This window comes from Enterobacter vonholyi (assembly GCF_008364555.1).
Lineage (GTDB): Bacteria > Pseudomonadota > Gammaproteobacteria > Enterobacterales > Enterobacteriaceae > Enterobacter > Enterobacter vonholyi.
In genome coordinates, this window is record NZ_VTUC01000002.1 from 363,973 (window position 1) to 376,186 (window position 12,214).

15 protein-coding genes are annotated in these 12,214 nt (G+C 57.1%); 11 read left to right on the top strand and 4 right to left on the bottom strand.

Going from position 1 to position 12,214, the window contains the following annotated elements; translation table 11 throughout:
- Window positions 1-78 precede the first annotated feature (78 nt).
- Window positions 79-1,287, bottom strand: a complete 1,209-nt coding sequence (mdtH, locus tag F0319_RS04005) for a multidrug efflux MFS transporter MdtH (protein ID WP_149366324.1) — start codon at window positions 1,285-1,287, stop codon at window positions 79-81.
- 236 nt (window positions 1,288-1,523) lie between these two features.
- Between mdtH and rimJ the strand changes: the two genes are divergently transcribed.
- From rimJ to murJ, 4 genes are all read left to right on the top strand, one after another.
- Window positions 1,524-2,108: a ribosomal protein S5-alanine N-acetyltransferase gene (gene rimJ / locus F0319_RS04010; RefSeq protein ID WP_008500822.1), complete on the top strand. Its 585-nt coding sequence runs from the start codon at window positions 1,524-1,526 to the stop codon at window positions 2,106-2,108.
- Between the two features lie 9 nt (window positions 2,109-2,117).
- The gene (locus F0319_RS04015) at window positions 2,118-2,768 is read left to right on the top strand and encodes a YceH family protein (protein ID WP_149366325.1); all 651 of its coding nucleotides are present in this window, start codon (window positions 2,118-2,120) and stop codon (window positions 2,766-2,768) included.
- A 2-nt stretch (window positions 2,769-2,770) separates the two neighbouring features.
- A complete protein-coding gene (locus F0319_RS04020; RefSeq protein WP_149366326.1) occupies window positions 2,771-3,694 on the top strand; it encodes a Gfo/Idh/MocA family protein in 924 nt (307 codons plus the stop codon).
- Between the two features lie 129 nt (window positions 3,695-3,823).
- The gene (gene murJ, locus F0319_RS04025) at window positions 3,824-5,359 is read left to right on the top strand and encodes a murein biosynthesis integral membrane protein MurJ (protein ID WP_149366327.1); all 1,536 of its coding nucleotides are present in this window, start codon (window positions 3,824-3,826) and stop codon (window positions 5,357-5,359) included.
- Between the two features lie 59 nt (window positions 5,360-5,418).
- On the opposite strand, the gene flgN is transcribed toward murJ, so the two are convergent.
- The 3 genes from flgN to flgA form a co-directional block, all read right to left on the bottom strand.
- Window positions 5,419-5,844, bottom strand: coding sequence for a flagella biosynthesis chaperone FlgN (gene flgN / locus F0319_RS04030; protein WP_111965531.1), 426 nt, complete (start codon window positions 5,842-5,844; stop codon window positions 5,419-5,421).
- Window positions 5,845-5,848: 4 nt separating this feature from the next.
- Window positions 5,849-6,142, bottom strand: a complete 294-nt coding sequence (flgM, locus tag F0319_RS04035) for a flagellar biosynthesis anti-sigma factor FlgM (RefSeq protein ID WP_023311133.1) — start codon at window positions 6,140-6,142, stop codon at window positions 5,849-5,851.
- A 93-nt stretch (window positions 6,143-6,235) separates the two neighbouring features.
- Window positions 6,236-6,895, bottom strand: a complete 660-nt coding sequence (gene flgA, locus F0319_RS04040; protein ID WP_149366328.1) for a flagellar basal body P-ring formation chaperone FlgA — start codon at window positions 6,893-6,895, stop codon at window positions 6,236-6,238.
- Window positions 6,896-7,052: 157 nt separating this feature from the next.
- Between flgA and flgB the strand changes: the two genes are divergently transcribed.
- From flgB to flgH, 7 genes are read left to right on the top strand one after another with little or no spacing between them, the layout of a single operon-like run.
- Window positions 7,053-7,469, top strand: a complete 417-nt coding sequence (flgB, locus tag F0319_RS04045) for a flagellar basal body rod protein FlgB (RefSeq protein WP_023311135.1) — start codon at window positions 7,053-7,055, stop codon at window positions 7,467-7,469.
- A gap of 3 nt (window positions 7,470-7,472) precedes the next feature.
- Window positions 7,473-7,877: a flagellar basal body rod protein FlgC gene (flgC, locus tag F0319_RS04050; RefSeq protein WP_008500814.1), complete on the top strand. Its 405-nt coding sequence runs from the start codon at window positions 7,473-7,475 to the stop codon at window positions 7,875-7,877.
- An 11-nt stretch (window positions 7,878-7,888) separates the two neighbouring features.
- Window positions 7,889-8,599 carry a flagellar hook assembly protein FlgD gene (flgD, locus tag F0319_RS04055; RefSeq protein ID WP_111965533.1) on the top strand — a complete coding sequence of 237 codons (711 nt, stop codon included), beginning with the start codon at window positions 7,889-7,891 and terminating at the stop codon, window positions 8,597-8,599.
- 26 nt (window positions 8,600-8,625) lie between these two features.
- A complete protein-coding gene (flgE, locus tag F0319_RS04060; RefSeq protein WP_111965534.1) occupies window positions 8,626-9,876 on the top strand; it encodes a flagellar hook protein FlgE in 1,251 nt (416 codons plus the stop codon).
- Window positions 9,877-9,896: 20 nt separating this feature from the next.
- On the top strand, window positions 9,897-10,652 hold the full coding sequence (locus F0319_RS04065; protein WP_033145205.1) for a flagellar basal body rod protein FlgF: 756 nt from the start codon (window positions 9,897-9,899) through the stop codon (window positions 10,650-10,652).
- An 11-nt stretch (window positions 10,653-10,663) separates the two neighbouring features.
- A complete protein-coding gene (gene flgG / locus F0319_RS04070) occupies window positions 10,664-11,446 on the top strand; it encodes a flagellar basal-body rod protein FlgG (protein WP_008500810.1) in 783 nt (260 codons plus the stop codon).
- A 57-nt stretch (window positions 11,447-11,503) separates the two neighbouring features.
- Window positions 11,504-12,202 carry a flagellar basal body L-ring protein FlgH gene (gene flgH / locus F0319_RS04075; RefSeq protein ID WP_023311139.1) on the top strand — a complete coding sequence of 233 codons (699 nt, stop codon included), beginning with the start codon at window positions 11,504-11,506 and terminating at the stop codon, window positions 12,200-12,202.
- The last annotated feature ends 12 nt before the right edge of the window (window positions 12,203-12,214 follow it).

Consider the following 12,214-nt stretch of genomic DNA (forward strand, 5'->3'; position numbering starts at 1 on the left):
TATGTCAGCGTGAATGGGCAGAAACCAGCAGAAAAAACTGAGAAGTGGGGCGGGAGGCGCTCCCGCCCGAGGGAAAGGCTACGCGCCAGGCTCGAGCATGCCGCTCGCGCTGCGTTTTTGGCTGAACTGCCACCACAGGGCCAGTAGCGTCATAAAGCCCACCACGCCGAGCATCATCCATGGTAGCTCGGGCTGGTTTAGCGCTTTGCCGGCATCAAACAACCAGCCGCCCCCGGCGTAACCTAATGCACCGCCGAGCGCCAGCCCCAGGCGGCTGAACCCCATATAGCTGCCGCGCGCACGCGCATCCGCAAGCGAGGCGCTCAGCGTTTCGCGGGCAGGCTCGGCGATGATTGACCCAATATAGAACGTGCAAATCAGCGTAAACAGCTGCTGGAGAGAGTTCACCAGGCCGATCGGCATCATGCTCAGCGTCATCAGGAAAAGTCCGGCCATCAGGCGATGCTCCAGACGAAAACGCCGCTCGCTCCAGCGGGCAATCGGATAGAGCAGCGTTAACGACAGGCAGGCTTCAATGGCGTACATCCATTTTACGGCTGCAGGAGTGCCCGCAATATCGTTAACCATGATCGGCAGCATCAGCATGACCTGTACGGCCAGCATGTAGTAGCCCGTCAGGGTCAGCACATAGGTGACAAAACGCCTGTCGCGCAGGACCCGGCCAAGCCCTTCCCGGACCGGCGCTTTGACCGTCGACAGCTTCCAGGCGGGCAGGAACAGGCCATTAAACAGCGCGCACAGAATAAAGAGCACCGCCCCAGCCGCACAGACCAGACGGAAGTCATACTGCAGCAGCCAGCTTCCCAGCAGGGCGCCGACAACCGCCCCGGCACTGTCCTGCATCATCAGAATCGAGAAGAAACGGCCGCGGTGCTGAGGGCGAATAAGCTTCACCACCAGCGCGGTACGTGGCGGATCGAACAGCGTGCCCCCGATGCCGGAGAGAAAGCAGGAGAACCAGAGCAGCCAGGGCTCCTGGGCGACCGCCATCGTGGCAAACCCTGCCGCGCGCAGCAGCATACCGGTAACGATCATCGGTTTAGCGCCAAAGCGGTCGGCGATAGCCCCGCCAAAGACGCCCAGACCCTGCTGGACAAACTGGCGTAGCCCCAGGGCAATGCCGACCATTAATGCCGCCCAGCCCATTTGATCGACAAAGCGGATCGATATAAGGGGAAATACGACAAAAAAGCCGAGCACGACCAGCATGTTATCGACGAGCAGGAAATATTTACCCAGGCTCCTGGCCTGTGATACGCGGGACATTTTCCCTCCAGGGAAAATAAGATGGTGAGCACGCTAACATTCTGCGGTGTCGCCGCGTTTTTTCCCACCCCCGGGCGTGACAATATTTTTTTATCAAAAGGCTGCTTTGATAGAGAGTTCTCATCGAAAATAGTGAAAAGCGACCAAAATGGTATGTCACTGTTTTCACAGACGGCGCAGGCGCAGGTATAGTAAAGCTAATGGGTAAGCAGAAGTGACGGGAAGGAGTGGGATCGATGTTTGGCTATCGCAGTAATGTGCCAAAAGTGCGTCTGACAACGGACAGGCTGGTCGTTCGTCTGGTGCATGAGCGTGATGCCTGGCGTCTGGCGGATTATTACGCCGAGAATCGCCAGTTTTTAAAACCATGGGAACCCGTTCGGGATGAGAGCCATTGTTACCCTTCCGGCTGGCAGGCGCGCCTCAGCATGATTACGGAATTTCACAAGCAGGGCAGCGCGTTTTATTTCGCTCTGCTGGATCCCGAAGAGAAAGAGATTATCGGGATCGCCAATTTTTCAAACGTGGTGCGCGGGTCGTTTCACGCCTGCTACCTTGGCTACTCCATCGGCCAGAAATGGCAGGGACAGGGGTTGATGTACGAGGCGTTAACGGTGGCGATCCGCTATATGCAACGCACGCAGCATATCCATCGCATCATGGCGAACTATATGCCGCATAATCAGCGCAGCGGCAATTTGCTGGCGCGTTTAGGGTTCGAGAAAGAGGGTTACGCCAAAGACTATCTGTTGATAGACGGAGAGTGGCGCGACCACGTTCTGACGGCGTTAACCACCCGGGACTGGACCGCAGGTCGTTAAGGAGAAAAGATGAAGTATCAGCTAAACGGTACAGAAGCGCGCGTGATTGGGTGCTTACTCGAAAAACAGGTCACCACGCCGGAGCAGTATCCGCTCTCCGTCAACGCCGTGACCATGGCCTGCAACCAGAAAACCAACCGCGAGCCGGTGATGAACCTCAGCGAGCATGACGTTCAGGACGTGCTGGATGCGCTGGTAAAACGCCACTATTTGCGCACCGTCAGCGGCTTCGGCAACCGCGTGACCAAGTACGAACAGCGCTTTTGTAACTCCGAATTTGGCGACCTGAAGTTGAGCAGCGCGGAAGTGGCAGTCATCACCACGCTGCTGCTGCGCGGGGCGCAGACGCCGGGGGAACTGCGCACGCGCGCTTCCCGTATGCATGAGTTCAGCGATATGCAGGAAGTTGAGCAGACCCTCGAAGGGCTGGCTTCTCGTGAAGACGGCCCGTACGTGGTGCGTCTGGGGCGCGAGCCGGGCAAACGTGAAAGCCGCTATATGCATCTGTTCAGCGGCGACGTCGATGTCGCTACCGTGGAGAGCGACGCGGTATCCTCAGCAGGCACAGACACTCTTGCCGCGCGCGTAGAAGCGCTGGAAGAAGAGGTCGCCGGGCTGAAACAGCGTCTGGATGCCTTGCTGGCACATCTGGGAGACTGACGGTGAAAAAATTACGCGTAGGCGTGGTGGGGCTGGGCGGCATTGCGCAAAAAGCCTGGCTGCCTGTTTTAGGTGCGGCGACGGACTGGACCCTGCAAGGGGCATGGTCACCCACGCGAGAAAAGGCAGAACGTATCTGCGAAACCTGGCGCATTCCGTACGCTGCCTCCCTGCAGGTTCTGGCCCGCGAGTGTGATGCGGTTTTTGTGCATACCTCAACGGCAACTCACTATCAGGTGGTGAGCGAGCTGCTCAATGCGGGGGTTCACGTCTGCGTGGATAAACCGCTGGCGGAAAATGTTCCGGACGCGGAACGTCTGATCGAACTGGCGGCGCGCAAAAAACTGACGCTGATGGTGGGCTTCAACCGCCGCTTCGCGCCGCTTTACCAGCAGCTTAAGGCGCAGTCGGGCACGCTTGCGTCGCTGCGAATGGATAAGCACCGTACCGACAGCATTGGGCCAAACGATCTGCGGTTCACCCTTCTGGATGATTACCTGCATGTGGTGGATACGGCGCTGTGGCTGACCAACGGTAATGCGCAGCTGAAAAGCGGCACCCTCGTGACAAACGATCAGGGGCAAATGGTCTACGCTGAACACCACTTTTCCGTTGAGCATCTTCAGATTACCACCAGCATGCACCGTCGGGCGGGTAGCCAGCGTGAATCCGTGCAGGCGGTGACCGACGGCGCGCTGTACGACATTACGGACATGCGCGAGTGGAGGGAAGAGAAGGGCAACGGCGTGGTGACGCTCCCGGCGCCAGGCTGGCAGAGCACCCTCGAGCAGCGCGGTTTCGCAGGATGCGCCCGCCACTTTATCACCTGCGTGCAAAATCAGACGGTTCCTGAAACGTCCGGCGAGCAGGCCATTATGGCGCAGCGCATTGTAGAAAGGCTCTGGCGCGATGCCATGAGTGAATAACTCGCTGTAACATCTGCGGATAGTAATTCGTTGAAATCCGGGTAGACTAAGCGCCGCTTGTAGGCTTTGCCGGGTGGCGCTTACGCTTGCCCGTCCTGGAAATCCGTATGGTTCTGGAAATTCACGTTAATGAACTTATTAAAATCGCTGGCGGCCGTCAGCTCGATGACCATGTTTTCCCGCGTGCTGGGATTTGCACGCGACGCCATTGTGGCAAGGGTATTTGGTGCAGGGATGGCCACGGACGCCTTTTTCGTCGCCTTCAAATTGCCGAACCTGCTGCGTCGTATTTTTGCTGAAGGGGCGTTTTCCCAGGCATTCGTGCCCATTCTGGCGGAATATAAAAGCAAGCAGGGTGAAGACGCGACGCGCGTCTTTGTTTCTTATGTCTCCGGATTGCTGACGCTGGCTTTAGCTGTGGTGACCGTACTCGGGATGCTGGCCGCGCCCTGGGTGATTATGGTGACCGCGCCCGGGTTTGCCGATACGGCTGACAAATTTGCCCTGACCTCGCAGCTTTTGCGCATTACCTTCCCCTATATTCTGCTCATCTCGCTGGCTTCGCTGGTGGGGGCTGTCCTGAATACCTGGAACCGCTTCTCTGTCCCGGCGTTTGCGCCGACGTTTCTCAACGTCAGCATGATCGGTTTTGCCCTGTTCGCCGCGCCGCACTTCAACCCGCCGGTGCTGGCGCTGGCCTGGGCGGTCACCGTCGGCGGCGTGCTGCAGCTGGCGTATCAGCTGCCGCATCTGAAAAAAATCGGCATGCTGGTGCTGCCGCGCATCAATCTCAAAGATGCCGGGGCGATGCGCGTGATCAAGCAGATGGGGCCCGCCATTCTCGGCGTCTCAGTCAGCCAGATCTCGCTTATCATCAACACCATCTTTGCCTCTTTCCTCGTGTCCGGTTCGGTTTCCTGGATGTACTACGCCGACCGCCTCATGGAATTTCCGTCCGGGGTGCTGGGCGTGGCGCTGGGGACCATTCTGCTGCCGTCGCTGTCGAAAAGTTTTGCCAGCGGCAACCATGATGAATATTGCCGCCTGATGGACTGGGGATTACGTCTCTGTTTCCTGCTGGCCCTGCCAAGCGCGGTGGCGCTGGGTATTCTGGCTAAACCGTTAACGGTGTCGCTCTTCCAGTACGGAAAATTCACCGCTTTTGATGCTGCCATGACCCAGCGCGCGCTGATTGCCTACTCGGTCGGATTGATGGGGCTGATCGTCGTCAAGGTGCTGGCGCCAGGGTTCTACTCGCGTCAGGACATCAAAACGCCGGTGAAAATTGCCATCGTGACGCTGATTATGACGCAGCTGATGAACCTGGCGTTTATTGGTCCGCTGAAGCATGCAGGCCTGTCATTATCGATTGGTCTGGCGGCCTGTCTGAATGCCGGGCTGTTATACTGGCAGCTGCGCAAGCAGGATATTTTTACGCCGCAGCCGGGCTGGGGGAGTTTCCTGGCGCGTCTGATCGTTGCGGTACTGGTAATGTCTGCCGCGCTGCTTGGCATGATGTACGTGATGCCGGAATGGTCCCTGGGCACCATGCCTTACCGTCTGATGCGGCTGATGGCCGTGGTAGGCGTCGGGGTGGTGGCTTATTTTGCCACGCTCGCGGTGCTGGGGTTCAAAGTGAAAGAGTTTGCCCGCCGTACGGCATAAACGCCAAAAGGGGAGTTCACCTTATGGTGCTCCCCGCTGCATGATTTGTCGCTCAGGCGTCAAATCGAAATCTTTTTAACTCCCGCAATACGCGCAGTCGCTGTCTGACCATCCGCACCGTACAGTCCGGTTTCTTTATGCGGTTTCAATACCTCAAGCGCCTGCTGGTTACGTTCAATCTGACCTTCCAGTAGCCAGCCGTTGTGCTGGTTAAGATCGCGCAGATGCTGGGTTTTTTCGGTAATGGTTTGCCAGCGCTCAATAATATCGTCATTGGCGCTACGCTTAGTATCCTGCTCAGCACGGCGCTGCTGCTCCAGATAATCCAGCGTCGCCAGGAGTGAACTCTTATCTTCAGTAATACGCTGCAGCGCACTGCCGTTGATATGACCGGAAGAGAGATGCTGTTGTTCAGCGTCCATTACCGTTTTCAGGTCGTTAAGAACAACCGTCATTTGATCCAGTATTTCTGACAGTCGACTCATACGGTTAGTTACTCTGTAAGAAACTCTGTGCTTCCTGAATCAGGGCGTCAGCGATTTTGCTGGTGTCCATTTTCAGCTCACCGTTACGAATAGCCGTTTTCAGCGCTTCAACACGTTCCATATTGATATCGTTGCTGCCTGGCTGCATCAGTTTTGCCTGCGCGTCGCTCAGGGTAACGCTGGTGCTGTTGGACGTTGACGGTTTTTCCAGACGCGTTTTCTGCGCAGGAGCGTCATTCGTTTCGCGAGGTTGTACAGCGCTTACCGGCTTCAGGGCTGATGTACGATCAATGCTCATAGTGTTGTCCTCATCGAGGGTTCGCGGCGTTTGCGCCTGATATCATCATTAGTGGAATATTTATCGGCACGCGCCGCGAAATCTTTAAAAAGATTATAGGTTAATCAGAATATTCCCATCAGAATCGACGGTTCCGCTCACCACCTGGCCTGAGGACATTCTGACGCGGGCGTTTTGCGCAACCGCGGCATTGTTTAACGCTTTCCCTTCACTGTTGATGCTAAAGCCATCTCCGTTGGCCACCACCATCACCTGTTGACCCGCTTTTACCCGCCACGACTGACGCAGCATTGAAAGCTGTATCGGCTGGCCGGGGGCGACATCACGCAGGCTGACGGCGTCCTGTGCCTGGTTCATTTCAAGCATGGTGCGTGGCGGCAGCTGATCCAGACGCCCGCGTTTTAACGTCACGCTGTTCGTCTGCAGGACGCTGCCGCGCGCAATGGGCACGGCGGCGACAACATAATTGCCCGTCGCCTGAACTGCAACCTGTAAATAGCGTTTTTCGTTCGCGCAGCGTGCCAGCACGTTCACATTCCCCCACAGCTTGGTAGTCCCCGTCACGCTGAATGACGGTTGGTCACAGGTTGGGTACAGATTCGGTGGGGTGCGCACGGTAACGTTAACCTCGTCGGAAAAGCCCGCCAGCTTTTCAGCAAAAAAAGCCGTCAGCCGATCCTGTAAGCCATCAGCCTGCACCAGAGGGCTAAACAGCAAGAAAGTTGCCACCAGGCCACGTTTTAACGTTTGCATCGCAAGTTCCACCGTTTCCAGAATTGAATGAATTCTACCTGCAGTGGTTTTGCATCAACGCAATAAATAGCGACGCATTTTGCGCTTATTCCGTCGATAGGGGAGACCGGGTGAGATTTAAGCTGTGAACTGAAATTTTGCCATCAGCGGAGGAGACATGCTCGATAAACTCGACGCCGCGTTACGTTTTCAGCAGGAAGCGCTCAACTTACGCGCCCAGCGGCAGGAGATTTTAGCCGCCAACATCGCTAACGCCGATACCCCGGGGTTTCAGGCGCGCGATATTGATTTTTCCAGTGAACTCAAAAAGGTGATGGAGCGTGGACGTGCCGAAGGAACGGGTGTTGCACTCGCCATGACATCCTCTCGCCATATTCCTGCTCAGGCGATGACCGCGCCAGCGACCGATTTACTTTACCGTATTCCCGATCAGCCCTCACTCGACGGTAACACCGTGGATATGGACCGGGAGCGTACACAGTTTGCCGATAACAGCCTGAAATACCAGACGGGCCTGACCGTACTCGGCGGACAAATCAAAGGCATGATGAACGTCCTGCAGGGGGGGAACTGATAGATGGCCTTGTTGAATATTTTTGATATTGCCGGTTCGGCGTTAACCGCGCAGTCCAAACGCCTGAACGTGGCCGCCAGTAACCTGGCGAACGCCGACAGCGTAACCGGACCCGACGGCCAGCCTTATCGTGCCAAACAGGTTGTCTTTCAGGTCGATGCGGCGCCAGGCGCGGCGACGGGCGGTGTGAAGGTGTCTGATGTGGTAGAGAGCCAGGCGCCGGACAGGCTGGTGTATGAGCCGGGTAACCCGCTCGCGGATGCCAGCGGATACGTGAAAATGCCAAACGTGGATGTGGTGGGTGAGATGGTGAACTCCATGTCGGCTTCCCGTAGCTACCAGGCCAACGTCGAAGTGCTTAATACCGTGAAGAGCATGATGCTCAAAACACTCACTCTCGGCCAGTAAAGGAGACATGCATGTCCATCGCCGTAAATGTGAATGATCCTACGAACTCGGGTGTTAATAACACGAAGAGTACGACGGGTTCTAACTCCCTGACCGGGAGCAATGCCTCCGATCTTCAGGGCAGCTTTCTGACGCTGCTGGTGGCGCAGCTTAAGAACCAGGATCCCACCAACCCAATGCAGAATAACGAACTGACCACGCAGCTTGCGCAGATCAGCACCGTGAGCGGCATTGAGAAGCTCAACACTACCCTCGGTGCCGTTTCCGGCCAGATTGGCAGCAGCCAGTCTCTGCAGGCCGCGAGCCTGATTGGTCACGGGGTGATGATCCCTGGAACCACGATTCTGGCGGGCACCAGCACCACTGAAGGGAACACCACAACGACCACCACGCCGTTTGGCGTTGAGCTGCAGCAGGCGGCGGAGAAAGTTACCGCAACCATTACCGACAGCAACGGCACGGTCGTGCGCACCATTGATATCGGTGAGCTGAAGGCGGGCGTTCACACCTTTACGTGGGATGGCAGCCTGACCGACGGCACTAAAGCACCAAACGGTTCTTACAAAGTAGCGATCAGCGCCAGCAACGGGACGACCCAGCTGGTGGCGCAGCCGCTGCAGTTCGCGCTGGTCCAGGGCGTGATTAAAGGAAGCGACGGCAACAAACTGGATTTGGGAACCTCTGGTTCCACCACACTCGACGAAGTTCGGCAGATTATCTAAGCCTTAACACTTATCAGGAGTAAGTCATGGCCTTTTCTCAAGCGGTCAGCGGCCTGAATGCTGCGGCCACCAACCTGGACGTCATTGGCAACAACATCGCCAACTCCGCGACCTATGGTTTTAAATCCGGTTCTGCTTCTTTTGCAGACATGTTTGCCGGTTCCAAAGTGGGTCTGGGCGTAAAAGTTGCAGGCATCACTCAGGACTTTAGCGACGGCACCACCACCAACACCGGCCGTGGCCTGGACGTTGCCATCAGCCAGAACGGGTTCTTCCGTATGGTCGATTCTAACGGTTCTGTGTTCTACAGCCGTAACGGCCAGTTCAAACTGGATGAAAACCGTACGCTGGTTAACATGCAGGGCATGCAGCTGACGGGCTACCCGGCAGCAGGAACGCCTCCAACCGTTCAGACCGGTGCGAATCCTCAGGCGATTACTATCCCGAATACCCTGATGGCGGCGAAATCAACCACCACCGCCACGCAGCAGATCAACCTGAACTCAACCGATCCTGTTCAAACCGCCCCCTTCGATGCGACCAACCCGGATACCTATAACAAAAAAGGTACCGTGACCGTATTCGACAGCCAGGGTAACGCCCATAACATGTACGTCTACTACGTTAAGACGGCCAACAATAAATGGGATCTTTACACTCAGGACGGCAGCGTTGCGGGTTCTGCTGCGACGAAAGCGGCGCAGATGAACTTTGATGCGAACGGTAACCTGGCGGGTGTCTATAACTACGACGCAGCGGGCGTGCTGAGCGCAGCGCCAAACGCCACGCCGGCCATTAACATCACCACGGGTTCTGTCAGCGGTGCGACGGCGGCGACCTTCTCCCTGAGTTTCCAGAACTCCATGCAGCAGAACACCGGTGCAAACAGCGTGGTGGCAACCAATCAGAACGGCTACAAGCCTGGCGACCTGGTGAGCTACCAGATCAACGACGATGGCACCGTGGTGGGAAGCTACTCTAACGAACAGTCTCAGGTTCTGGGTCAGATCGTGCTGGCAAACTTCGCCAACAACGAAGGCCTGAAGTCTGAAGGCGACAACGTCTGGTCTGCCACACAGTCTTCCGGCGTGGCGCTGCTGGGCACCGCAGGCACCGGTAACTTCGGCAAGCTGACCAACGGCGCGCTGGAAGCCTCCAACGTGGATATGAGTAAAGAACTGGTGAACATGATCGTCGCGCAGCGTAACTATCAGTCGAACGCGCAGACCATCAAAACCCAGGACCAGATCCTCAACACGCTGGTTAACCTGCGTTAAGCGGCTAACAGGAAAGCGCAATGGATCACGCAATATATACCGCGATGGGCGCGGCAAGTCAGACGCTCAATCAGCAGGCCGTTACCGCCAGCAACCTGGCAAACGCCTCAACGCCGGGCTTTCGCGCCCAGCTTAATGCGCTTCGCGCGGTGCCGGTAGAAGGGCTTTCCCTGCCGACCCGTACGCTGGTGACAGCATCAACCCCTGGCGCCGATATGACGCCAGGGCAGATGGATTACACCTCACGCCCGCTGGACGTTGCCCTGCAGCAGGACGGCTGGCTGGCGGTGCAAACGGCGGACGGCAGCGAAGGCTATACCCGTAACGGCAACATTCAGGTGAGCGCGACGGGCCAGCTGACGATTCAGGGGCATCCGGTGATGGGGGAAGCGGGTCCGCTGACCGTGCCGGAAGGCTCCGAGCTCACTATCGCTGCGGACGGCACCATTTCGGCGCTGAATCCGGGCGACCCGGCCAACACCGTTGCGCCCGTCGGACGTCTGAAGCTGGTGAAGGCGGAAGCCAAAGACGTGCAGCGTGGCGACGATGGCATGTTCCGTCTGACCCAGGCGGCTCAGGCGACGCGTGGCGCCACGTTACAGGCCGATCCGAGCATCCGCGTGATGTCCGGCGTTCTGGAAGGCAGTAACGTCAAGCCGGTCGAAGCCATGACCGACATGATCGCCAGCGCCCGTCGTTTTGAAATGCAGATGAAGATCATCAGCAGCGTGGATGAAAACGCGGGCAAGGCTAACCAACTTCTGGCTATGAGTTAACAGGACTCCTTATGATCAGTTCCTTATGGATCGCGAAAACTGGCCTGGACGCCCAGCAAACCAATATGGACGTGATTGCCAACAACCTGGCAAACGTGAGCACCAATGGTTTCAAGCGTCAGCGTGCCGTTTTCGAAGATTTGCTTTATCAAACCATCCGCCAGCCGGGCGCGCAGTCTTCTGAACAGACGACGCTGCCATCGGGTCTGCAGATCGGTACCGGTGTTCGTCCGGTGGCCACCGAACGTCTGCACAGCCAGGGCAACCTGTCTCAGACCAACAACAGCAAGGACGTGGCAATCAAAGGCCAGGGCTTCTTCCAGGTGCAGCTGCCTGACGGGACCTCTGCCTACACCCGCGACGGCTCGTTCCAGGTCGATCAGAACGGCCAGCTGGTGACGGCGGGCGGTTTCCAGGTTCAGCCTGCGATTACCATCCCGGCGAACGCCCTGAGCATCACCATCGGACGTGACGGTGTGGTCAGCGTGACCCAGCAGGGACAGGCCGCGCCGGTTCAGGTTGGGCAGCTCAACCTGACCACTTTCATGAACGATACCGGTCTGGAAAGCATTGGTGAGAACCTCTACACCGAAACGCAATCCTCCGGTACGCCGAATGAGAGCACCCCGGGCCTGAACGGCGCGGGTCTGCTGTACCAGGGTTATGTTGAAACGTCCAACGTGAACGTGGCGGAAGAGCTGGTGAATATGATCCAGGTCCAGCGCGCGTATGAAATTAACAGTAAAGCAGTGTCGACGACCGACCAGATGCTGCAGAAACTGACGCAACTCTAAGGTGTAGCCCGGTGCGGTAAACGCCGCGCCGGCTCCCTGTTTTCGAAGATGAAGGCAATGCAAAAAAACGCGGCGTTTCGTTATCCGATACTGACTGTTCTGGCTGTCACCCTTAGCGGGTGTGCTTTGATCCCGTCTAAACCATTGGTCCAGGGTGCGACGACTGCCCAACCCGTTCCTGGCCCCGCGCCAGTGGTAAACGGCTCCATTTTCCAGACCGCGCAGCCGATTAATTACGGCTATCAGCCGCTGTTTGAAGATCGCCGCCCGCGTAACGTCGGCGATACATTGACCATTGTGCTGCAGGAAAACGTCAGCGCGAGCAAGAGCTCGTCGGCGAACGCCAGCCGCGATGGCAAAACCAATTTTGGCTTCGATACCGTGCCACGCTATCTGCAGGGCCTGTTCGGCAATGCCCGTGCGGATGTTGAGGCCTCCGGCGGCAACACCTTTAACGGTAAAGGCGGTGCCAACGCCAGCAACACCTTCAGCGGCACGCTGACGGTCACGGTTGACCAGGTACTGGTTAACGGCAACCTACACGTTGTGGGTGAAAAACAGATCGCCATCAACCAGGGCACTGAATTCATTCGCTTCTCGGGCGTGGTTAACCCTCGCACCATCAGCGGCACCAACACCGTTCCATCTACCCAGGTGGCGGATGCGCGCATTGAGTACGTCGGGAACGGCTATATCAATGAAGCGCAAAATATGGGTTGGCTGCAGCGCTTCTTCCTTAATTTATCGCCAATGTAAGCGAGGTGACCC